Annotated in this window: 14 protein-coding genes; 11 read left to right on the top strand and 3 right to left on the bottom strand. The window is 72.5% G+C overall.

Annotated elements, in window-relative coordinates:
- Positions 1-9: 9 nt before the first annotated feature.
- Both AB0N90_RS00290 and AB0N90_RS00285 read right to left on the bottom strand, forming a co-directional pair.
- On the bottom strand, positions 10-2,409 hold the full coding sequence (locus tag AB0N90_RS00290; protein WP_365192033.1) for an NB-ARC domain-containing protein: 2,400 nt from the start codon (positions 2,407-2,409) through the stop codon (positions 10-12).
- A 129-nt stretch (positions 2,410-2,538) separates the two neighbouring features.
- Positions 2,539-2,874 carry a hypothetical protein gene (locus tag AB0N90_RS00285; RefSeq protein WP_361669339.1) on the bottom strand — a complete coding sequence of 112 codons (336 nt, stop codon included), beginning with the start codon at positions 2,872-2,874 and terminating at the stop codon, positions 2,539-2,541.
- Between the two features lie 245 nt (positions 2,875-3,119).
- Here AB0N90_RS00285 and AB0N90_RS00280 point away from each other — a divergent pair, with 245 nt between their 5' ends.
- From AB0N90_RS00280 to sbnA, 6 genes are all read left to right on the top strand, one after another.
- Entirely contained in the window at positions 3,120-3,611 is a 492-nt protein-coding gene (locus AB0N90_RS00280; protein ID WP_365192032.1) for a hypothetical protein, read from the top strand.
- Between the two features lie 272 nt (positions 3,612-3,883).
- Positions 3,884-6,481, top strand: coding sequence for a Pls/PosA family non-ribosomal peptide synthetase (locus tag AB0N90_RS00275; RefSeq protein ID WP_365192031.1), 2,598 nt, complete (start codon positions 3,884-3,886; stop codon positions 6,479-6,481).
- A gap of 13 nt (positions 6,482-6,494) precedes the next feature.
- Positions 6,495-9,746: an amino acid adenylation domain-containing protein gene (locus tag AB0N90_RS00270; protein WP_365192030.1), complete on the top strand. Its 3,252-nt coding sequence runs from the start codon at positions 6,495-6,497 to the stop codon at positions 9,744-9,746.
- 42 nt (positions 9,747-9,788) lie between these two features.
- Positions 9,789-10,793 carry a TauD/TfdA family dioxygenase gene (locus tag AB0N90_RS00265; protein WP_365192029.1) on the top strand — a complete coding sequence of 335 codons (1,005 nt, stop codon included), beginning with the start codon at positions 9,789-9,791 and terminating at the stop codon, positions 10,791-10,793.
- On the top strand, positions 10,790-11,860 hold the full coding sequence (sbnB, locus tag AB0N90_RS00260) for a 2,3-diaminopropionate biosynthesis protein SbnB (protein ID WP_365192028.1): 1,071 nt from the start codon (positions 10,790-10,792) through the stop codon (positions 11,858-11,860). Before AB0N90_RS00265 ends, sbnB begins: the two co-directional genes overlap by 4 nt.
- A gap of 34 nt (positions 11,861-11,894) precedes the next feature.
- The gene (sbnA, locus tag AB0N90_RS00255) at positions 11,895-12,917 is read left to right on the top strand and encodes a 2,3-diaminopropionate biosynthesis protein SbnA (protein WP_361669326.1); all 1,023 of its coding nucleotides are present in this window, start codon (positions 11,895-11,897) and stop codon (positions 12,915-12,917) included.
- A gap of 481 nt (positions 12,918-13,398) precedes the next feature.
- On the opposite strand, the gene AB0N90_RS00250 is transcribed toward sbnA, so the two are convergent.
- Complete coding sequence (locus tag AB0N90_RS00250) at positions 13,399-14,748, bottom strand: hydrolytic protein (protein WP_365192027.1); 1,350 nt, start codon at positions 14,746-14,748, stop codon at positions 13,399-13,401.
- A 229-nt stretch (positions 14,749-14,977) separates the two neighbouring features.
- Between AB0N90_RS00250 and AB0N90_RS00245 the strand changes: the two genes are divergently transcribed.
- The 5 genes from AB0N90_RS00245 (at position 14,978) to AB0N90_RS00225 (ending at position 23,562) form a co-directional block, all read left to right on the top strand.
- Positions 14,978-15,649: a LuxR C-terminal-related transcriptional regulator gene (locus tag AB0N90_RS00245; protein WP_093679662.1), complete on the top strand. Its 672-nt coding sequence runs from the start codon at positions 14,978-14,980 to the stop codon at positions 15,647-15,649.
- 165 nt (positions 15,650-15,814) lie between these two features.
- Positions 15,815-19,036: a hypothetical protein gene (locus AB0N90_RS00240; RefSeq protein ID WP_365192026.1), complete on the top strand. Its 3,222-nt coding sequence runs from the start codon at positions 15,815-15,817 to the stop codon at positions 19,034-19,036.
- Positions 19,033-19,734, top strand: a complete 702-nt coding sequence (locus AB0N90_RS00235; RefSeq protein WP_365192025.1) for a DUF4255 domain-containing protein — start codon at positions 19,033-19,035, stop codon at positions 19,732-19,734. Before AB0N90_RS00240 ends, AB0N90_RS00235 begins: the two co-directional genes overlap by 4 nt.
- Complete coding sequence (locus AB0N90_RS00230) at positions 19,734-21,800, top strand: ATP-binding protein (protein ID WP_365192024.1); 2,067 nt, start codon at positions 19,734-19,736, stop codon at positions 21,798-21,800. The genes AB0N90_RS00235 and AB0N90_RS00230 overlap by 1 nt, the downstream gene beginning before the upstream one ends.
- A gap of 208 nt (positions 21,801-22,008) precedes the next feature.
- Positions 22,009-23,562, top strand: a complete 1,554-nt coding sequence (locus tag AB0N90_RS00225; RefSeq protein WP_365192023.1) for a phage tail sheath family protein — start codon at positions 22,009-22,011, stop codon at positions 23,560-23,562.
- Positions 23,563-23,572: the final 10 nt, after the last annotated feature.

Here is a 23,572-nt window from a genome sequence, read left to right as displayed (position 1 = left end):
CCGCGCCGCTCAGCCCGCCAGCGCGGCGAGCCGCTCCCGTACCCGCTCGGCGCCGACCGCGTCCTCCTGCTTCTCGTACCGCGCGGCGGCGGCCCGGAGGTCCTCGGCGGCCTCCTCGGGATGACCGGCGAGCCGGTGGCCCTCGGCCCGCTGCTCCAGCGCGTCGGCGAGCTGGAGGTCCGCGCCCTCGGCCGTCATGGTCTCGACGGCCCTGTCCAGGCAGACCAGGGCGAGTTCGGGGTCGCCCGCGCGCAGGTGGGTCTCGCCCAGGCTCATGTAGACACGGCCCTCGTTGTAGCTGTCCGCGCCCTCGGGCAGGGTGCGAAAGCGCACGAGCGCGTCGTTCAGCTTCGCCAACGCGGCCGGGAACGCGCCCTCTTGGGCGAGGGCGCGGCCGATGTGGTGCTCCAGGAGCGCGGTGGCGCGGGGGACGTCCCGCCGGCCGTCGTCGCCCTCGCGGATGCCGTCCAGGGCGCGCAGGGCCTCCTCGAAGCCGTGGCGTGCCTCGTCGTGGCGCCACAGCTTGAGGCGGAGCAGCCCGAGGGCTTCCAGGGCGGTCGCCCGGCCGCGGAGATGACCGCATTCCGTGTCGGCGGTGATCGCCGCCTCCAGGGCCTCCTCCGCCCGGTCGGCGTCACCGACTCCCATGTAGGCGAAGGCCAGTTGGACCAGCATGCGGCCCACCGCGCGCCGGTCGCCGAACTCCTCCGCGCCGCGCCGGGCGGCCTCGACCCCGCGCAGATGCGTCTCGATCCACTGGGCGTGGAAGCCGAGCCGCAGATGCAGGCTCCACATCGCCTCGCACAGCTGCCACACGAGGTCGTCGTAGCCGTGGTGTTCGGCCGCGTGGATGACGGCCGCGAGGTTCTCCCGCTCGGCGCGCAGCTCCCGCAACGCCCGTGCGCTGTCGCCCGGTTCGGGATGCTCCGGCGCGGTGAGACGGTCGTAGACGGGGCCGAGGTGCCAGCGGTGCGGGATCACCCGCAGGTCCGCGGCCGCCGCGAACCGCAAGTACGCGACCGCCACCCGGCGGACCGCCTCGCGCATCCGGCGGTCCCCGTCCTCGGCGACCGCCAGCTCACGGGCGTGCGCGCGGGCCAGGTCGTGGAAGCGGTAGCGCTCCTCCGCGACCTCCTCCAGCAGATGGACCCGGGCCAACCGCTCCAGCATGTCCCGCGCCCGGTCCTCCTCGACACCGGCCGCGTGCGCGGCGCACAGGACGCTCACGGTCGGCCAGGACCAGACCGCCAGCGCACGGTAGAACGCGGCGCACTCGGGGGTGAGTTCGCCGTACGACACGTCCTGGGCGAGCCGGACGGGGTCGGCGGGGGCGAGCGGGTCGGTGTCACCCATGGGGGCTCCTGTCTGCCGCGTGCCGTGGATCCGGTCGGAGAGTCCGCGTGCCACCCGGTCCCAGGAGAGGTGTTCCCGCACGGCGAGTCCGGCGCCGGTGGTGCACACCGCGAGCGGGATGCCGCCGGTGCCCTCCGCGACGGCCCGGACGACCTCCTCCGGGGCGGCCGACCGGTCCCGCCCGGCGACGCGGCGCAGCAGCAGGACGGAGTCCGCGGTCGACAGCGGCCGCAGGGTGAAGGGGTGCGCGCCGTGTTCGGCCACGAGCCGGCCGAGGCGGTGCCGGCTGCTCACCAGGACGAGGGAGCCGGGCGAGGCGGGCAGCAGGGGGAGCACCTGCGCGTCGTCCAGTGCGTTGTCCAGTACGACGATCATGCGGCGGTCGGCCGTGCAGTCCCGGAACAGGTCCCGCTGCCGTGCCTCGTCGCCGGGGACGGTGCCGGCCTTGAGGCCCTCCAGGAGACGGACGAGCGCCTCGGAGGGCGTGAGGGCGGTGCCTGCGGACGCGCCGGCCAGATCGACGAACAGGACTCCGTCCGGGAACCGCTCCCGCAGTTCGTGCGCGCACCGTACGAGGGTGGCGGTCTTGCCGATGCCGCCCGGCCCGGTGAGGGCGGCGACGACCGGTGCGCCGGGTGCGCGGTCGGCGTCGTCCAGCAGGCCCTTGATCCAGGCGAGCACGTCCTCGCGGTCGGTGAAGGCGGCGGTGGCGGGCGGCAGCATCTGCGGGCGGGAGGCACCGGGGGCCACGGCCGGCACCGGGCGGGGCGCCAGCCAGGACGCCTCGCGGACCCATTCGCGCACCTCGCGGGCGAACTCCGGTGAGCTGTGGGCGAGTTCCACGAGCTGTAAGGCGGCGGCCCTGCGTTCGTGCTCGGTGACGGGCAGGACGAGCACCTGCTGACCCGAGGGGGTGCCCGGCTCGGATCCCGCCCGGCCGAGCAGTCCGTGCAGCCGCTCGGAGATCCGCCTGCCCATCTCGCCGCCCGCCCCGGACAGCGCACCGGAGGCGACCGTGCCGACCGCCGAGAACACCAAGTCGATCAACGGTTCCACCCAGCACTCCCCCAACTCGCCATAACGGGCATCGTATCGACAAACCCGTAGGGAGAGTGGGCAGACGGACAAGGGGGATGCGCGCGTACGTGTGCCGCGAGGGGAGTCGGCGGTCGCGGCGGCCGGTCCTCACTCCGGTGCGAAGTCGAAGCTGTTCCACAGCCCCGTCGCCCGCACCACCTGGTCCGTCGCGCCGATGTCCACGAAGTCGTACGCGCCACCCGCGGGCACGGTGCAGTCGCGGGTCGTGTACAGGCGCAGGCTGCTCTGGGTCAGGTTGGTCACGTGGGTGACGCCACCGGGGAAGCGGTGGCAGCCCCTGACCGAGGGATTGGTGAGGGTCTGTACGACCCGTCCGTCGTTGCGTGCCACGATCTGACCGGACGCGTGGTCCTGGCAGGCGGTGAGCGCGATGCCGAGCAACGCGAAACCGGTGAGCGCGGCCAGCGGCCGTGAAGCGCGCATCGGGCCTCCTGTGCCAAGACGCCAGAACGAGTGCTGCCGGGGGAGCTGGTCCCCCCACCACTATCCGCCAGAGTGCGCCGAGCCGCCCGGCGAGGGCGCCCACGCCGGTCACATCGCCTGTTCAGCGGCGTCCTGAGGGCCTTTCGGGTGCCTGTGCGGCCCGGGTGTCGCACCCGGTGTGCGGGGTGCTGCCGCCCACCCTTCACTGAGGGGAACGAATCGCGGCGAGGGCACGGGAGTCACACATGGCAGGGCACGGCGGACGGGGTGCGGCGGGCGCGGTACTGGCCCTGGTCATGGTGTCCGCCGCCGGCTGCGGCACCGGCTCCCCGCACTCCCCCACCCCCGCCGAACAGGCCGCCTCGGCCGCGTCCGCCGCCGCCTCGCTCGCCTCCCGGGGCGGTGACGCGCTCGCCTCGGCCTCGGCGGAAGCAGGCCGCAGACTCGACGAGGCCAAGGGCGGCCTGAACGCCAAGGAGCAGGTGAGCCTCGGCGCCGTCACCCTCGACGGCGACGGGCGGGCCACCACCACCGTGACCGCCCGCAACACCGCCTCCGCCGCCAAGTCCTTCGCCGTCCAGGTCAACTTCACGGACGGCGGCGGCAATCTGCTCGACGTCGTCGTGCTGATGGTCAAGAACGTGCCCGCGCACGGCTCGGGCCACGGCACCGCGCGCGGCAATCGCCGGCTGCACGGCGAGGTGCGGGCGAACGTCGGCACGGCCCTTCGGTACTGACCCGGACGCGCCGCACCACAGGAAGCCCCCGCCGAACCCCCGCAAAACCTCCACCTGAACCCCCGACGCTGCCGCACGAGTGAACCGCCAAACGGGTGATCCGCAACGGCCGCCAGCCCTGGACGCCCAAGGATCACGGCTCCATCGGGCATTTCCGGCGAGTCGGGCGATTGGTTCGAAGTGACAGGCTTACGGTGCCCTGTCCACACTGAATTGGCGGTTCGTGATCAGGAATGAGCATCAACGATCCAGAACGTTCTCGAGGAGATCGAATGATGGAGCAGTCTTCCGAGATCGATATAAGCGGGCCGGACGCATCCGCCCTCTCCGTGAGCGGCGCCGGCCCGGACAGAACAGAGACCGAGAGCGGACTCGCGGACGCGCTGGCCGAGCTGGTGGGCAGTGAGCGGGTCCCGGTGGACAGCCACTTCTTCACCGACCTCGGCGCCAACTCCCTGGTCATGGCCCAGTTCTGCGCACGGGTGCGCAAGCGCCCCGACCTGCCGTCCCCGTCCATGCGGGACATCTACCGGTACCCCACCGTCCGGGAGCTCGCCGAGGCCCTCGCCCCGGTCGCTCCCCCGCCGGACGAGGCCGCGGGCACCACGGCGGCACCCGCGGCACCGGTGCCCGCCGCGCCTCCCGCGCCGCTGCCGCACACCAGTCGGCTGACCCATTTCCTGTGCGGGACCTTCCAGTTGCTCGCCTTCCTCGCCTACTCGTTCATCTCCGGTCTGGTGACCGGCACCGGCTACGAGTGGGTCGCCGACGGCAACGGGGTCGCCGACATCTACGTACGGTCGCTGCTCTTCGGCGGCACCGGGTTCATCGCCCTGTGCGTCTTCCCGGTCATCGCCAAGTGGCTGCTGGTCGGCCGCACCAGACCGGCCGACTTCCCCGTCTGGGGACTCGCGTACATGCGCTTCTGGCTGGTGAAGGTGCTGCTGCACGCGAACCCGATGGTCCTCCTCGCCGGCACCCCGCTGTACGTGCTGTATCTGCGGGCCCTGGGCGCGCGGATCGGCAAGGGGGTCACGATCCTCTCGCACACCCTGCCGGTCTGCCCCGACCTGGTGACGATCGGCGCCGGGACGGTGATCCGCAAGGACTCCTTCATCCTCGGCTACCGGGCGCACCGGGGCCGCATCCAGACCGGCCGGATCACCCTGGGCGAGGGGGTGTTCATCGGGGAGAAGACCACCCTGGACATCGACACCTCGATGGGCGACGGAGCGCAGCTCGGGCACGCCTCGGCGCTGCACCGCGGCCAGGCGGTCCCGGCCGGCGAGCGCTGGCACGGCTCCCCCGCGGAGCCCGCGGGGACCGACTACCTGCGGGTGCCGCCCGCCCGGTGCGGCACCCTGCGCCGGACCTGGTTCGGCCTCGGCACCCTGCTCCAACTGGTCTTCCTCTACATTCCGTTGGCCGTCGGCGGGATGTACATGCTGTTCACCGCGGTGCCGGCGATCGGCGACCGCCTCGACCCGGACACCGAGGACCTGGCGCCGGTCCAGCTGCTCGCCGACTCGGCCCTGCTCTCCCTGGTGCTGTTCGTGGGCTTCATCGTCGTGGGCCTCGGCGTGCTGTACACGCTGCCCCGGCTGCTGCGGCTGTTCGTCCGGCCCGACCGGGTCTACCCGCTCTACGGCTTCCACTACGCGCTGCACCGCACGACGGCCCGCCTGACGAACATCAAGTTCTTCGCCTGGCTGTTCGGTGACAGCTCGTTCGTCGTGCACTATCTGCGCGGCCTCGGGTACGACCTGTCGCACGTCGAGCAGACCGGCTCGAACTTCGGCACCGAAGTGCAGCACGAGACACCGCTGTTGGTGTCGGTGGGCAGCGGCACCATGGTGGCCGACGGGCTGTCCGTCCTCAACGCGGACTATTCGAGCACGTCGTTCCGGCTGTCCAAGGTGTCGATCGGGGCGCGCAACTTCCTCGGCAACAACATCGCCTACCCGGTGGGCGGCAGGACGGGCGAGAACTGCCTGCTGGCGACCAAGGTGATGATCCCGCTGGACGGCGAGGTCAGACAGGGCGTGGGACTGCTCGGCTCGCCGTGCTTCGAGATCCCCCGCTCGGTCGACCGCGACGCACGCTTCGACCATCTGCGCGAGGGCGAGGAGCTGGGCACCCGGCTGCGCGCGAAGAACCACTACAACCTGCGCTCGATGGCCTGGTGGCTGCTCGCCCGCTGGCTGCACGTCTTCGTGCTCACCCTGTTCGCGCTGGCCACGGTGGATCTGTACGGCATGGCGGGCCATGTGGTGATAGGAGCCTATCTGGCGCTCACCCTGGCCTTCTCCACCGCGTACTACATCGTGCTGGAGCGCTGCATGACCAGGTTCCGCGGGCTGCGGCCCCAGTTGTGCTCCATCTACGACCGGGACTTCTGGCGGATCGAGCGGCTGTGGAAGGTGCCGTCGCAGTGGCTCAACATCTTCAACGGCACGCCGTTCAAGAGCCTGGTCTGGCGGCTGATGGGGGTACGCGTGGGCCGCATGGTGTTCGACGACGGCTGCTACATCACCGACCGGACCCTCGCGGTCATCGGCGACGAGTGCACCCTCAACGCGGGCAGCAAGGTCCAGTGCCACTCGCAGGAGGACGGCACCTTCAAGTCGGACTTCATCAGGCTCGGCGCCGGTACCACGCTGGGCGTCTCCGCCCATGTCCACTACGGCGTGACGATGGGCGAGGGCTCGGTGCTGGTCTCCGACTCCTTCCTCATGAAGGGCGAGGAAGTGCCCCCGGGCGCGCGCTGGGGCGGCAATCCCGCGGTGGAGATGCCGGCGGCCGACGGTCCGCCCGGCACCCCCGTCCTGACCGCTTCTACAGCAAACGCCACTGCGGCGACCGTGAGTTGAGGAAGGCCATTCGATGGGAACGCGCGTGGAAGCGGACCGGGAGTTCTGGCAGCGGGTGCTGACCGCCGGCGGTGTCACCTCGGTGCCGCGCTGGGTGCGGGAGCCGGCCCCCGGGTCGGCCGAGCACGAGATGCCGGTGCCGGACGAGGTGGCGCGGGCGGTGCGCGAGCTGGTCGGGCGCCAGGGGGTGCCGGTGAGCGCGCTGCTGCTCGCGGCGCACGCCAAGGTGCTGGCCACGCTGTCCGGCGAGCCGGAGGTGGTCACCGGCTACACCACCGGGGTGCGCGGCGAACCGCTGCCCTGCCGGCTGACCGTACGGCCCGGCTCCTGGCGGGAGCTGGCGGCGGCGGCCGAGCACGCGGAGGCGGAGGTGCTGGCGCACCGGGAGTTCCCGGTGGAGAAGCTGCGCCGCGAACTCGGCCTGACCGAGCCGCCGTACGAGGTGGTGTTCGGGCCCATCGGGGCCGACGAGAACCACGCCGACGACGGTGTCCTTCAGGTGCGCTGGTCGGAGCGGGGCGGCCGGCTGCTGCTGCGCCTCGGCTACCGCAAGGACGTCCTGGACGCCGCCGCGGCGGCCCGGATCGGCGGCTACCACCTCACGGCCCTCGGGCTGCTGGCCGCCGACCCGGACGCCGGCCACGGCGCCCGGAGCCTGCTGTCGGACGACGAGGTGCGCGAGCAGCTGGAGGGGCTGGCGGGGCCGCACCGGCCACTGCCAGAAGCGCGGGCGCACGAGCTGTTCGAGCAGCGGGTGCGGACGCGTCCGGACGCGGTGGCGGTCGTACAGGGCGAACGGCGGTGGACGTACGACGAGTTGAACCGGCGGGCCAACCGGCTGGCGCGGGCGCTCGTCGAGCGGGGCGTCGGGCGGGAGGACGTGGTCGCCGTCGTCATGGAACGCGGCCTCGACTGGCCGGCGGCGACGCTCGCGGTGCTCAAGGCGGGCGGCGTCTATCTGCCGATCGAGCCGCACTTCCCGGCCGGGCGGATCGCGGCGACGCTGTCGCGGGCGGGCTGCCGGCTGGTGCTGACCGAGTCCGGCAGCACCGCCACCCTGGACGAGGCACTGACCTCGGTGGCCGGAGCCAAGCGGCTGCTGGTCGAGGAGGCGTACGCGGAGCCGCACGCCGAGGACGACCTCCAGGTGCGCGTGGACGCCGACCAGTTGGCGTACATCTACTTCACCTCCGGCTCCACCGGGGAGCCGAAGGGGGCGATGTGCGAGCACGCGGGGCTGCTCAACCACCTCTTCGCCAAGATCGACGACCTGAACATCGGCGAGGACTCGGTGGTGGCGCAGACGGCCCCGCAGTGCTTCGACATCTCGCTGTGGCAGCTGGTGTCCGCGCTCATGGTCGGCGGGCGGACGCTGCTGATCGGGCAGGACGAGATCACGGACGTGGAGCGCTTCGTCGGCACCCTGGCCGACGGACGGGTCTCGGTGGCGCAGCTGGTGCCCTCCTATCTGGAGGTCGTCGTCTCCTACTTGGAGCAGCGCCCGCGCGAACTCCCGGATCTGCGCTGCGTTTCGGTGACCGGCGAGGCCCTCAAGCGGGAGCTGACACAGCGCTGGTTCGCGATCGAACCGGACATCAAGCTGCTCAACGCCTACGGCCTGACCGAGACTTCGGACGACACCAATCACGAGGTGCTGGACCGGGTGCCGGAGCGGGTGCTGCTGGGGCGCGCGGTGAACAACGTACGCGTCTATGTGGTGGACGAGCGGCTGTCGCTGGTGCCACTGGGCGCGCCCGGCCTGATCGCGTTCTCCGGTGTCTGTGTGGGCCGGGGGTACGTCAACGATCCGGAGCGCACCCGGGAGGCGTACCGCACGGACCCCTACCGGCCCGGTGAACGGCTGTATCTGGGCGGTGACTGGGGTCGCTGGCATCCGGACGGCAAGCTGGAGTTCCTGGGCCGCCGGGACAACCAGGTGAAGATCCGCGGGTTCCGCATCGAGATCGGGGAGATCGAGAACGCGCTGCTGCGGGTGCCCGGGGTCCGGGACGCGGCGGTGGTGGTCACCGAGCGGGGCGGCGGCAGCAGGCATCTGATCGCCTTCTGCTCGGGCGCGCCCCGGCCGGTGGCGGAGCTGCGCGAGGCGCTCGGCGCGGTGCTGCCCGCCTATATGGTCCCCTCGGCCTTCCACTGGCAGGAGGCCCTGCCGCTGACCGCCAACGGGAAGATCGACCGCAAGGCGCTGACCGCGCTGGCGTCGGCGGCCGCCCCGGCCGCCGAGGAGAGCGCGACGGCGGACGTCCCGCTCGGTCCGGCCGAACGGCGGCTCGCCGCGGCCTGGGCGCAGGTGCTGGGTGTGTCCGTCGAACAGGTGCGCCGCCGCGACCAGTTCTTCGACTCCGGCGGCACCTCGCTGACCGCGGTCAAGCTCAGCATCGCGCTGGAGCGTGCGGTGTCCCTCAAGGACATCACCCGGCACCCGGTCCTCGCCGATCTGGCCGCGCTGCTGGACGGCGCGACCCGGCAGCACGGGGAGCTGCTCCAGCCGCTCGCGGAGGGGGGCGGCGCGGCCGGGGGCGCGCTGGTCTGCTTCCCGTACGCGGGCGGCAACGCGGTCAACTTCCAGCCGATGGCGAGCGCGCTGGCCGACAGTGGGCTCACGGTCCTCGCGGTGGATCTGCCCGGACACGATCTGGCCGCGCACCAGGAGCCGTTCGTCTCCATCGCGCAGGTGGCCGGGCAGGTCGCCGCGGAGATCGTCGCGCGCGGGCTGACCCGGGTGATGCTGTGGGGCCACTCCTCGGGGGCCGCGCCCGCGATCGAGACGGCCCGGCGGCTCATCGAGCGGGGGGTGCGGGTCACCCGGGTGTTCATCGGCGCCCAGCTCCTCGGCACCGCCGACGAACGAGGCGCCGCCGTCACCGAGTTGACCGGACTGGGCGATGCCGAGATCGCGGCGCGGCTCACCGCGGACAGCGGTTACACCGAGCTGGCGGAGCTGAACGAGGCACACGCCGAGCACATCGGCGCCGCCTACCGGCACGACTGCGTGGCCGCGCACCGCTACCTCCGCGCGGCCCTCCAGTCCCCGCCCCCCAAGCTGGCCGCGCCACTCACGGTGGTCGTCGCGGCCGACGACCCGCACACCGCGGGCGCCACCGAGCACCACCGGGACTGGCTGCTGCTGGCCGACCAGGTGGAGCTGCACGAACTCACCGACGGCGGCCACTACTTCCCCCGCACCCGGCCGGCCGAGGCGGCGCGGGCCGTGCTGCGGGCCGCCGTACCCCTGGCCACGTCCTGAGCCACGCGGACCCTCCAGACGGGCAACCGAAAGGAAACCGAGATGCCGTTCTCATCCCTGGCAGCGCCGCTCGAAGTGGAGCTGCGGCCGCACAGACCGGCGCTGCTGCGCGTCGACTCCCCGGGCGACGCCCCGAACTGGGCGGGCGAGCACCGCGAGGCGCTGCGCGCTCTGGTGACCGAGCACGGGGCATTGCTGGTGCGCGGTCTGGGCCTCCGGGACGCGGACCAGGTCGGTGCCGTCTTCGCCCGGATCACCGGTGAACTCATGCCGGAGCGTGAGGCGTTCGCACCGCGCGAGGTCCTCGCGCCCGGGGTGTACTCCGCCACTCCCTGGCCCGCCAATCAGCCGATGTGCATGCACCATGAGCTGAGTTACACGCTGGACGTGCCGTCCCTGATGCTGTTCGCGTGCCTGACCGCGGCGACCGAGGGCGGGGCGACGGCGGTGGCCGACGCCGAGGAGGTGCTCGACGCGCTGCCCGCCTCGCTGACCGAGCGGTTCGAGCGCGAGGGCTGGCTGCTGACCCGCAGCTACAACGACGAGATCGGGGCCTCGCTCGCCGAGTCGTTCGGCACCGAGGACCGCGAGGAGATCGAGCGCTACTGCCGGGCGCACGCCATCGAGTTCACCTGGCGGCCGGACGGCTCGCTCTACACGGAGCAGCGGCGCAGCGCGGTCGTCCGGCATCCGGTCACCGGCCGGCGCTGCTGGTTCAACCAGATCGCGTTCCTCAACGAGTGGACGCTGTCCGCGGAGGTGCGCGAGTACCTGGTGGACATGTACGGCGAGGACGGACTGCCGTTCAACACCCGTTACGGGGACGGCACTCCGATCGGCGAGGAGGTGGTCGAACTGCTCAACTCCACCTATGAGGCACACACCCGGCGCGAGCCCTGGCAGGCCGGGGATCTGCTGCTCGTGGACAACATCTCCACCGCGCACAGCCGGGAGCCGTTCAGCGGCGAGCGGCAGGTGCTGGTGGGCATGGCGGAGCCGCACCGGCTCGCCGACGGCCGCCCGACCCCGGAGGCGAGCGAGCGATGACCGATCTGCTGACGACAGCCGCCGAGCGGGCGGCGGGCGGGCCCTCGGTCCCGACGTTCTCGGTGCTCTCCGGGCACCAGGTGCAGCAAGCGCTGACCGGGCGCGAGCGGGAACTGGTGGCGCTGGTGGAGGCCACCTACCGGCTGCACGGCGCCGGGGACTCGGTGAACCCGCCGTCGTACTTCCTGCGCTTCCCGGACCGTCCGAACTCGCGGATCATCGCGCTGCCGGCCTCGATCGGCGGTTCGGTGCACGTGGACGGCCTGAAGTGGATCTCCAGCTTCCCGGACAATGTGCGCTCCGGGCTGCCGCGGGCCTCCGCGGTGCTGATCCTCAACGACCCGGAGACGGGCTATCCGTTCGCCTGCCTGGAGAGCTCCATCATCAGCGCCACCCGGACCGCCGCGTCCGCGGCGCTCGCGGCCGACTGGCTCAGCCGCGGCCGGCCCACCCGGCCCGCGCGGATCGGGTTCTTCGGCACCGGGCTGATCGCCCGCTACATCCACACCTTCCTGGCCGGCACCGGCTGGGAGTTCGACGCGATCGGTGTGCACGATGTGTCCGCCGACAGCGCCGAGGGGTTCCGCGGGTATCTGCGCCAGAGCGGCGCGGGCGGACAGGTCACCGTGCACGAGCGTGCCGAGGACCTGGTCCGGGACAGCGATCTCGTGGTCTTCGCCACGGTCGCCGGCAAGCCGCATGTGACCGATCCCGCGTGGTTCGACCACAATCCGCTGGTCCTGCACGTGTCGTTGCGGGATCTGGCCCCCGAAGTCCTGCTGGGCGCCGCCAACTTCGTCGACGACGTCGAGCACTGTCTGAAGGCCGACACCTCACCCCATCTGGTCGAACAGCTCACCGGCGACCGCGACTTCCTCAACGGCACGCTCAACGACGTGCTCCAGGGGCGGGCCGCGCCGCCGACCGACCGGCCGGTGATCTTCTCGCCCTTCGGACTCGGTGTCCTCGATCTCGCCGTCGGCAAGTACGTCTACGACGAGGTCTCCCGGGCGGGCAGCCTCCGCCTCATCGACGACTTCTTCCACGACCTGCGCCGGTACGGCTGAGGCCCGTCCTCGGCCCGGCACCAGGAGGTCCGCCGTGCCTGTCATTACCGCTCCCTATGCCTTCAACGAGGGCCATCTCTTCGTCGACCTGAAGTCGATCTGCGGACAACCCCTCCATCTCAAGTGCGAGGGCTTCAACTTCGCCGGCTCCATCAAGCTGAAGGCCGCGAACGAGATGGTGGAGAGTGCCGAGCGGGACGGACTCCTGACGCCGGAGTCCATCCTCGTCGAGTCCTCCTCCGGGAACCTCGGCGTGGCGCTCAGCATGATCGCCGCCAGCAAGGGCTACCAGTTCCTGTGTGTGACGGATTCCCGTTGCAACCTGTCGACCAGACTGCTGATGGAGGCGCTCGGCAGCGAGGTGCATGTCATCGCCGACCAGGACTCCAACGGCGGATTCCTGGGCACGCGGATCGAGTACGTGCGCCAGCTGTGCGCGTCCGACGAACGGTACGTCTGGCTCAGCCAGTACACCAACGCGGGCAACTGGCGGGCGCACTACCGCACCACCGCCCCGGAGATCGCCCAGCAGTTCCCGGACCTGGACGTGGTGTTCATCGGGGCCGGCACCACCGGCACCCTGATGGGCTGCGCCCGCTGGTTCAGGCAGTGGCACCGGCCGGTGCGGATCGTCGCCGTGGACAGCGTGGGCTCGGTGGCCTTCGGCGGCGAGCCGGGCCGCCGGATGATCCCGGGCCTGGGCATGAGCATGCGCCCACCGCTGCTGGACGAGTCCGTCGTGGACGAGGTGATCCGGGTGGAGGAGGCGGACACCATCCGCATGTGCCACCGGATGGCCCGCCGCGGCTTCCTGTTCGGCGGTTCCACCGGGACCGTCGTCAGCGGGGCCACCGACTGGCTCGCCCGCAATGACGCCCGCGGACTGTCCGCGGTCGCCATCGCGCCCGACATGGGCGAGCGCTACCTCGACACCGTCTACCAGACCAACTGGCTCCAGGACCTGTACGGCGATCACGTCCTGGCGGAGGGGATGGACACCGTGACGGAGGAGGTCGAGTCCGCGACCCGGACGTCGGAGCGCAGGCGCCGCCCGTAGCGCCTCGCCCGGGGAAGGGCGCCTGACCGGGGATGTTGCCCGGAAGGCGCCCTTCGGCGTGCCCGGGAGGGCAGGCCCGCGGTGCACCGGAGGGCATGTTCACGCCGCATGGAAGGGCACTCCCGGCCGGTACCGGAGGGCATCTTCACCAGGTAGGCGGGGGCATGCAGCTGGCGTATCCGGGGTACTTGCGCGGAGCGCGGAGTGATGCTTTCGCGGCGCGCGTGGGGGCGTGCGCGCGTCCGCGCGCCCCCTCTCACACCGGTCCCCCACATGAACGGTAGGGAATAGGCCATTCCGGCCGGACCGTGTCGCGCCCCGGACGCCGATCCCGTTCCCGCATGGCCCTGAATTCCCTGGCCATCCGCACTGACCTGCACATTTCCTGCACAGTTCGGCCCGGTATCGGTTTTCGGACGGAGTGAAAGTCTCCCCTTCCCACACAGGCCACACCAGGCGAACTATTTTCAGAAAAGCCACCTCACTGTGCGACGTTCGCGAGTTCACCGCTCACGTTCAGGACCTCATGGCACTGCTGTGCCTGACGGCCCGTGGCCGGTGTGCCCGGCTTCGCGCAGGTGACTTTCGCGGTGACGGTGGCGTTCGCGGGGATCTCGATGGGGGTGACCCAGTGGTAGTCCTGGTTGCGGAAGGTCTCCAGCGCGATCGTGGTGATCTTCCGGTCGCCGAAGGTGATGGTCATGACCCCCTCGTCGCCCTGGAAGTTGGCGACCACGATGTCCGTGACGCCGAACACCTTGCCCTGCGGCACCGTGTAGCTGCCGGTCTTGTCCTGCCCGCCGGCCGTCTCCACATCGATGGTGGTCGAACTCTGCTCGCCACCGCCCGAGGTGCCGGTGCCGCCGGGGCCGCCGCCCGAGGGCACGCCCGGACCGGAGCCGCCCTGTTCCTTGCCCGTGCCGTCGCCCGTCCCCGTGCCGTTGCCGGTGCCCGGCGACTGTCCGTTCTTGCCGCCACCGGGGGTGGGCCGCGGCTGGACCACCTCGTCGGCGGCCTGCCGGGCCGCGCTGCGCACCGCCGGGCGCACCAGCGCGAACCAGGCCAGCAGCAGGGCGAGGATGGCCGCGAGGAGTGCCAGCAGCCACTTCGGGAAGATGGGGATCTGGACGAACTCGGCCTCCAGCGGGGGCCGTACATACGTCGCGGGGCGGGCGCTCGCCTCCGCCTCCGCCTGCGCCTCGGCCGCGCCGTCCGTGGTGTGCACCGTGAACGGCCATACGGCGGGCTTGCCGAACCACACCGGCTTGCCGATGCGCACCCGCAGCCGGGTCTCCGCCGACTCGCCGGGCGCCAGCTCCAGATTCGCCGGGACGAAGCCGAACCGCAGTTCCTCACCGGCCTGTTCGGGCCGGAAGGAGATCCGCGTCGGGGTGTTGCCCTCGTTGCGCACCGCCAGCCGGTAGCGGCCGCGCAGCCAGCCGCGCCGGCGCCGCGGCAGGATCTCGGTCCGCAGCTCGTGGAACTCCTCGATGTGCACCGTGGTCTCGGGCACGGTGACCGACTCGGGGTGCTCGGCCGGCAACACCCGTACGCCCAGCGGCACCTCGCCGGCCCGGACCTCGGGCGAGCGGGGCGGGGCCAGGGTGATGGTCACCGTCTCGGAGGTGCCGGGGTAGAGCGAGATACGCGCGGGTTCCACGGTCGCCCAGGGCGCGCAGTCGCCCACCACCTCCAGCGTGTACGCCTCGACGATGTCGCTGTCGTTGCGCACGGTCAGGCTGGTGGTGGCGGTGCCGCCCGGGGTCACCGACACGGCCGGGATGTCGAGGCCGGGGGCGCCGGGTCCGGAAGAGGCTGCAGATGGCGTCACGCCACGACGGTAGAGCCGTACCCGAACCACCACGAGAGATACGGGGGCAACTTCCGGGCAGTCGACGTGCCCGCAGCGGCCAAGGTCAACACCATCGAGCGGGAGGCGAGCTGACACGCCGTAGGCGTCGTGTGCTCCATCCCACCGCCCCGGACGCCACCGCCGTGGCCCGGGTCGCGTCCTGAAGAACGCCACCATGTCCGGCCTTGCGAAAGAAGAAAGTACCTTCATGATCGTCCAGATGCCCGGCGGGCCCCTGCCCGCCTCCGTCGGCCGCCCGGACCGGGTGACCGTGGCCGTCTACGCCCAGGATCTCGTCCTGCACATCGGCATCATCCAACAGCTGCGCCAGCGACCGGAGTTGGAGCTTCTCCCCGACGGGGAGGCGGACGGGGCGCAGATCTCGCTCGTGGTCGTCGACACCGTGGACGACGAGGTGACGGCCCTGCTGCAACGGCTCCAGCGCAACACCGCCACCCGCACCGGGCTGGTGGTGGGCACCTTTGAATCGGCGGCGCTGCAACGGGTGATCGAGTCCGGGGTGGGCGCGGTGCTGCGGCGTTCCGAGGCCGACCAGGACCGGCTGCTGCACCTGGTGCTGGCGCTGGCCAAGGGCGAGGGCGTGCTGCCCGGCGATCTGCTCGGCAAACTGCTCAGCCATGTCGGCAGCCTCCAGCGCTCGGCACTCGATCCGCGCGGTCTCTCGCTGTCCACGCTGACCGCGCGCGAGGCGGACATGCTGCGCCTGGTGGCGGAGGGCCTTGACACCTCGGAGATCGCGGAGAAGACGTCGTACTCCGAACGGACCGTCAAGAACGTGCTGCACGAGGTGACCACGCGGCTCCAACTGCGCAACCGGGCGCACGCGGTGGGGTACGCGCTGCGCAACGGGCTGATCTGACGGCGGCCGGGTGAACCGGGCCGACGGCCGTCCGGGCACCCGGGGGCTGCCCGAAAGCGCAACGGGGCCTTCCCCCGGGAGGGTCCCCGCCGCCCTGCCGCGGGGCGCGCCCAGGGCGCACAGTGGCGGGGCGCACCCATGTGTACCGAGACTGCGAGGTGGACCGTGAACGGCACCGCTGGCCCCGGCGGGCAGCGCCGACTGGGGAGATTCGGCGCCTCGTTGGTGCTGCTGATCCCGTTGTTCGCGGTGACCGCGGCCTCGGGACCGAGCGGCGCGGACCCCGTCCGGCCCACGGCCGACACCGCGCCCGCGCGGGTGGCGTTCGCGGGCACCGACCATCGCAGCCTGGGCCGGGTGGCGAGCACCGAGAGCAGCGATCCGCTGTTCGGCGCGGGCCCGGCGCACTACGACGTGCAGGCGACGGCGCTCGGCGACACGATGGTGTTCGCGAGCCGCCGCGACGACAAGCGTCCGCAGATCTATCTGCGGGCGGCGGACGGCTCGGTGCGCAAGCTGACCAGCGGCCGGGACGCGGCGCACCCCCGGCTGACCCCGGACGGCCGATCGGTGGTGTTCGACTCGGCGGAGCCGGGCGGCCCGGACGGCAAGAAGCAGCGCGATCTGTGGCTGGTGCGCACCGACGGCACCGGTCTGACCCGGCTGACCGACACGCCGTACGACGAGCAGAGCCCGACGGTGTCGGCGGACGGGCAGCGGCTGGCCTACAGCGCGGACCCGGACGCGGCCGCCGGGGCGCAGATCTATGTGCGCCCGCTGGCCGGGGGCACCGCGACCGCGCTCACCGGGACGCTCGGCGGCAAGGCGACCGAGCCGGTGTTCAACCCGGTGGACGACGACGCGCACAAGAACCTGCTCGCGTACACCTACACCGTCGACTCCAAGACCGGGCCCCGGCTGCGGGAGCTGGGCCGCCCGGACGGCGACCAGCCGCTGCTCGCGGGCACCGCGGCGCAATGGCAGACGCATGGCGCGGCCTGGATGCCCGACGGGAACGGCGTGCTGTTCCTCAGCACCAACCACACCTGCTCCTGCGAGGGCGACTGGAACCATGTGTGGCGGGCTCCGCAGGACCCCGCCCAGCATCCGGACCCGGATCTGGTGCTCAGCGAGAACCGCGATGTCTCCTCGGTGACCTGGGTCGGCCCCGCGGACGGCGGCTACCCGGTGGTGGACCGGCTCTCGGAGCCCGCACCGGCGGTGAAGGGCGTGGACGCGACGCCCGACCAGCGGGTGGCCACCTTGCAGGACGTGCGGATGGACGGCTCCGACCCGCGCGATCTCGGGGTGCCGGTGCTCCAGGAGGACCCGGCGGCCGGTACCAACACCGATCCGACGAAGGATCCGTTGTTCCAGCCGGCGGCCGGGTACGACCCGTGGACCGAGCGGCAGAACTACACGCCGGACGGCCGGGGGATCGTGGTGACCCGGTTCGAGGACGCCCCGGGCGGCCAGGGACGGATCGAGCGGATCTGGACGACGGACGCCGACGGGCAGAACCCGCGGGTGATGCCGCTGGCGGGGCGGGGGCCGCAGGACTGGGACACCGACCCGACGTTCTCACCGGACGGCAAGTACCTCGCCTTCACCCGGACTTCGCCCGGCGGGGTCGGCTCGGCGTCCGGTCCCGGACGCATCCTGATCGCCGACGCCACGACGGGCGCGATCATGCACGAGGTGGTTCCGCCGGCCGGGCAGCAGAGCGGCAGCGACGCCCAGCCCACCTGGTCGCCCGACGGCACCCTGCTCGCCTTCACCCGCAACGCGGTGATCGACGGCAAGGGCGGCAACAAGCACATCTGGACCGTGCCGATCAACGATCTGAACCAGCAGAAGGACCTCAGCGCGGCGAACTGCCCCGGCGACTGCTCGGTCATCGACGACAGTCCCGCCTTCTCCCCCGACGGCCGCTCGATCGCCTTCAACCGCAAGAACGGCGGCGGCCTCGTCGACGAGCGCAACGGCCTGGTGCTGACCTCCGTGTCCGGCGACAGCTGCCAGGTGCTGCTGCCCGAGGCGGCGCGGGGCACGGCGGACGCCTGCCGTCAGCAGCTGCCCGACACCACGGTCACCGGACCGCACCAGCCGCGCGACGCGGCCTGGACGGCGGACGGCTCCCAGATCGTGTTCAGCGCGCGCGACGACGCGCCGGTCAACTGCCCCGAGAACCTCTATGTGCTGACCGTCTCGACCGGCCATGTCTCGCAGCTCACCACCGAGTTGCCGGGGCGGCAGAAGGAGCCCAGCGTCGAGCAGTCGGTGGACCTGGCGGTGCACGCCCCGGGTACGACACCGCCGGTGACCGTCGGCAAGTCCACGGATCTGACGGTGGACGTCGTCAACAACGGCCCGGCCGCCTCCCCCGGCACCCGGCTGACCATGGCCCCGCCGGCCGGGGTGACCGTCACCAAGGTCACCTATCCGGGCGGCACCTGTGACGCGGCCACCCTCCAGTGCGACCTCGGTGTGGTGCCGCCCGGTACGACGGTCCCGGTCACCGTGACCGTCACCGGGAACGTGACCGGTGACCAGCCGATCGACTGGTCGGTCACCGGCAGCGTGATCGATCCGCAGCCCGGGGACAACTCCGCGCGGACCGTGGTGCCGGTGCAGCCGCCCGCGCCGCCGACCCCGCCCCCGTCGCCCACACCCACACCGACCCCCACGCCCACGCACACGCCCACCTCGAAGCCGCCGCCGCCCACTCCGCCCGCGCCGAAGGCGGGACCGGGGGTCACCGTGACGGCCCAGCCCAACCCGGGCTATGTCGGCGGCCGGGTCGTGGTGACGTACACCGTGCGCAACGGCCGCAACGCGCTGGCCACCGGGCTGCGGCTGCGCATCACGCTGCCCGCCGGAATCCCGAACGGCGGTCCGCCGCCGGGCTGCGACAGCTCATGGCTGTGCGCGCTGCCGGATCTGACGCCGGGTTCCAGCACCGTCGTACGGGTGGTGCTCGCCCCCGACCACGCGCTGACCGGCCGGGCCACCGGCGTGCTGACCACCACCGGCACGGACGCCGATCCCCGGGACAACAAGGCCAGTACGAAGCTGCGGATCCTCCAGCCGAAGATCGTCGCGGTGCCGCCGATCGGCAAGCCCGGCTTCGTCACCTCGGTGCGCGGCAAGGACTTCCCGCCGGGCGTGCCGGTGCGGTTCGCCTGGAAGCCGGGGATCACGGCGGCCGCCGCGCCGACCGTACCGGGGCCGGACGGCACCTTCATCGGCCAGCTGCTGATCCTCACCAAGGACCAGACCGGACCGCGCACCATCACCGCGCGGGGTCCCGGCTTCTCCCCGGTGAAGACGGACTTCCTGGTGGTGCTGGGCAGTGTGCAGCCGCCGGACGAGGTGACCCGCCGATGATCCACGAGGTCGACGAGGCGCTGCGCGCGCTGCTCGCCGGGTCCGGTCTGGAGGCGTCCGGGGTCGAGGTGGTCTTCGACGCCCCGACCCGTGAGTGGGCGGCCCGCCGCAACGCGCCCACGGTGTGCGTGTTCCTCTACCACATCCAGGAGGACGCCACCCGGCGCGGCAGCGGCGCCGGTGAGGTGCACGACGCCGAGGGCTATGTGGTGGCGCGGCGCACCCCGCCCCGCTGGTTCGACCTGACGTATCTGGTCACGGCGTGGGCGAGCCGTCCGCAGGACGAACACCGGCTGCTCTCCCAGGTGTTGGGCACGCTGGTGAGCACGGACGCGCTGCCGGAGGAGATGCTCACCGGCTCGCTCGCCGAGCTCGGTCTGACGGTCTCCCTGGACACCGCGGGGGGCGGCATCGACGCGCCGTCCGCGTCCGATGTGTGGTCGGCGCTGGACGGCGAGCTGAAGCCGTCGCTCGGGGTCCGGGTGCGCGCGCCGCTCGCCGCCGTGGCCCGCCCGGCCGCGCCGCCGGTGACCGAGGGTCTGCTGGTGCGCACGGGCGGGCTCGGGTCCGACGAGGAGCCCGCGCCGGGACGGCGGCTGCGGTACGAGGAGGTGGGCGACCCCGGTGCGCAGGGCTTCGCAGGACCTCGCGCGCGGCCCGCGGTTCCGGCCCGGCGCCGTAGGGGGAGGCAGCCCTGATGTACGCCACCGAGGCCGAGGTGGACGTCCTGTGGGCGCGGCTGCGGCTGATCGAGGAGCGGGTGCGGTACGCGGTGGCCGCGCGGCGCGCCGTCGACCCGGATCCCGACGACCCGTACCGGGGCCAGTATCTGACCCCGGAGGCGGTGCAGCGGATCCTGGAGGGGCAGGGCGGCCTCGGGCTGCCCGACCACGAGCCGCCACCGGTGCCCCCGACGTCCGAACTCGGGCTGCTGGCCGCGCGGTTCGGGCTCTCGCCGCTGGACACGGATCTGCTCCTGGTCGCCCTGGCCCCGGACCTGGACCCCCGGTTCGAGCGGCTGTACGGCTATCTCAACGACGATCTGACGCGCCGTCGGCCGACGGTCGCCCTGGCACTGGAGCTGTGCGGACTGCCCGCCGCGTCCGCGGCCCGCTTCCGGCTCTCCCCCGGGGCGCCGCTGATCGCGGGCGGGCTGATCGAGGTCACCGAGCCCGAACGGCCGCCGCTGTCACGCGTGTTGGCGGTCCCGGACCGGGTGAGCGCGCATCTGCTGGGCGGCACGGAGCCGGACGCGCGGCTGGCCGGGCTGCTCGGCGAGGCCGACGCCGACCCGACGGCCGAGCCCGCCGACGTGGCCGGGGCCGGTGCCGCGGCGGGCTCCGGCCCCGGCCTGGTGCAGCTGCTGGACCGCGGCGGCGACGCCCCCGGCCTCGCGGTGGCGGCCCTGCGCGCGGCCGGACTGCGACCGCTGGTGCTCGACGCGGCGGCACTCGCCCGGCACTCCGCCGACGTGCCCGCGCTCGCCCGGGTGGCGGCCCTGGAGGCCCGGCTGTCCGGGGCGGGCGTCGTCCTCGGACCGCTGGAGGCACTGCCCCCGGAACCCGCCCTGCGCGACCGCGTCATCAGGGACCTGTGTGCCGCGCTGCGCGGCCTCCCGCTGTTCCTGTACGGCACGGACGGCTGGGATCCGGCCTGGGCCGCCGACACCCCGGTGGTCCTCCCGGTGGCCCCGCCCTCCCCCGAGCGCCAGGCCACCCGCTGGCGGCACGCGCTCGAACGGGCCGGCTCCGACGGCATCGCCCCGGCCGAGGCGGAGTCGCTCGCCTCGGCGGTCGCCGCGCACCGGCTGGACGGCGGCCAGCTGCGCCGGGCCGCGGGCGCCGCGGTGCGCACGGCCGCGCTGGCCGACCGCGCGGTGCGGCCCGACGATCTGCGGGCCGCCGTACGGGCGCAGAACGGCGCGGGGCTCGCGCGGCTGGCCCGCCGGGTGGAACCGGCCGTCGGCTGGGACGACCTGGTGCTGCCCGCGCCGACCCACCGCAGACTGCGGGAGCTGGCGGTGCGCGCCCGGCATCGCGAACAGGTGCTCGGGCAGTGGCGGATGCGGCCGGGCGGCGGCCGGGGGCGGGGCGTGATCGCGCTGTTCGCCGGGGAGTCGGGCACCGGCAAGACGATGTCCGCCGAGGTGGTCGCGGCCGATCTGGGCATGGATCTGTACGTGGTGGACCTGTCCACGGTGGTCGACAAGTACATCGGCGAGACCGAGAAGAACCTGGAGCGGATCTTCACCGAGGCGTCCGCGGTCAACGCGGTGCTGCTGTTCGACGAGGCCGACGCGATCTTCGGCAAGCGCTCGCAGGTCAAGGACGCGCACGACCGCAACGCCAACATCGAGTCGGCGTATCTGCTCCAGCGCATGGAGTCCTTCGACGGCATCGCCGTACTGACCACCAATCTGCGGGCCAACCTGGACGAGGCGTTCACCCGGCGGCTCGATGTGATCGCCGACTTCCCGGTGCCGGACGCCGGTCAGCGGCTCGCGCTGTGGGAGCGGTGCCTGGGCGGGCGGCTGCCGCGCGCCGCCGATCTCGATCTCGGCTTCTGCGCGGACCGCTTCGAACTGGCCGGCGGTTCCATCCGGGCGTGCGCGGTGACGGCCGCGTATCTGGCGGCCGAGGCCGGACTTCCGCTGAGCATGCGGCAGTTGATGACGGCGATCGCCCAGGAGTACCGCAAGCTCGGCCGGCTGGTCCTGGAGAGCGAGTTCGGGACCTGGACGCGGGACATGCTGGCGGACTCCTGAACCGCCCGCTGTCCAGCGGATTTTACCGTTCCTAGGGCATTCCCACAGGGTGCGTTGCCCGAAAGGGAAGGCGGGGCCGGATGCGGGCGCCCGGAAAGGCAGTGGGCTTGCCCTCGCCCAGGTCCGCGCGCCCCTGTCGCCATGCCGCACCGGCCTCGGAGACTCGACATCGACGCAGGTGACACCACTGGCACACGAAGGAGCGAGTATGCCGACGTACCTCACCCCGGGCGTGTACGTGGAGGAGGTGCAGTCCGGTGCGCGACCGATCGAAGGGGTCGGCACCGCCGTCGCCGCGTTCGTCGGCTTCGCCCAGACCGGACCCTTCCACGAGCCCACCCTGGTGACCAACTGGGACCAGTACACCCAGCACTTCGGCGGATTCACCGAGGGCACCTATCTCGCGCACGCCGTGTACGGCTACTTCGCCAACGGGGGCGGCGCGGCCTATGTGGTCCGGATCGGCGGCTCCGGCCGTGACTCCGCCGCGCCCGCGGCCGGTTCGGTGCCCCGGCAGGCCCAGGCGCCCGAGCCGGTGGCGGTCGGCGGGTTCCTCGTCGCGGCCAAGCCCGGTGTCTCCGGGGTGTCGGTGGAGATCGCCGACCCGGAGGGCGAGGGTCCCGAGGACCGCTTCCGGCTGCTGGTGCGCCGCGGCGAGCAGGTGGTGGAGAACTACGACGTCTCCACCCGCAAGAACGTCAAGGGCTATGTGGTCAACCAGGTCCGGGCCTCCAAGCTGATCGAGGTCACCGAGCAGCGCGACGCCGCCCAGGCGCGGCCCGCCGCGCAGACGGTCGCCCTGCCCGACGTCCCGGGCGCCCCCGCGGTCCCCGCGTCCGGCGAGGTGGCCCGGCTCGACCCCGCCGAGTACGTCGGCGACTCCGCCGCCCGCACCGGGTTCGGCGGTCTTGAGGCCATCGACGAGATCACCATGGTGGCGGTCCCGGACCTGATGGGTGCCTACCAGCGCGGTGACATCGACGCCGAGGGCGTGCGCACGGTCCAGCTCGCGGTGATCTCGCACTGCGAGCAGATGGGCGACCGGGTGGCCGTCCTGGACACTCCGCCGGGCCTCAACGCCCAGCAGGTGCGCACCTGGCGCAACGACGAGGCCGGGTACGACTCCCGGTACGCCACCCTCTACTACCCCTGGGTGCGGGTCTTCGACCCGGCGGCCGGGCGCAACACCACGGTCCCGCCGAGCGGTCACATCGCGGGTGTGTGGGCGCGCAGCGACGCCGAGCGCGGTGTGCACAAGGCGCCCGCCAACGAGGTGATCCGCGGCGCGGTCGACCTGGAACTGCGGCTGAGCAAGGGCGAGCAGGATCTGCTGAACCCGATCGGCGTGAACTGCGTACGGGCCTTCCCCGGCCGCGGTATCCGGATCTGGGGTGCCCGCACCCTGTCCTCCGACCCGGCCTGGCGCTACCTGAACGTGCGCCGGCTGTTCAACTACCTCGAAGAGTCCATCCTGTTGGGCACCCAGTGGGTGGTCTTCGAGCCGAACGACGACCGGCTGTGGTCCAGCATCCGGCGCAATGTCACCGCGTTCCTCACCGAGGAATGGCGGCGGGGCGCGCTGTTCGGGCGTACCGCCGAGGAGGCGTTCTACGTCAAGTGCGACCGCGGCAACAACCCGCAGGAGTCCATCGACCAGGGCCGGGTCGTGTGTGAGATCGGTGTCGCACCGGTCAAGCCCGCCGAGTTCGTGGTCTTCCGGCTGGCGCAGTTCTCGGACAGCACCAGCCTCATCGACGAGTGAGACCAGTGAC

Source organism: Streptomyces sp. NPDC093018 (genome assembly GCF_040684035.1).
Lineage (GTDB): Bacteria > Actinomycetota > Actinomycetes > Streptomycetales > Streptomycetaceae > Streptomyces > Streptomyces murinus.
The sequence above is the reverse complement of the archived record's forward strand: the minus strand, read 5'-3'. Positions and strand labels throughout refer to the sequence as shown.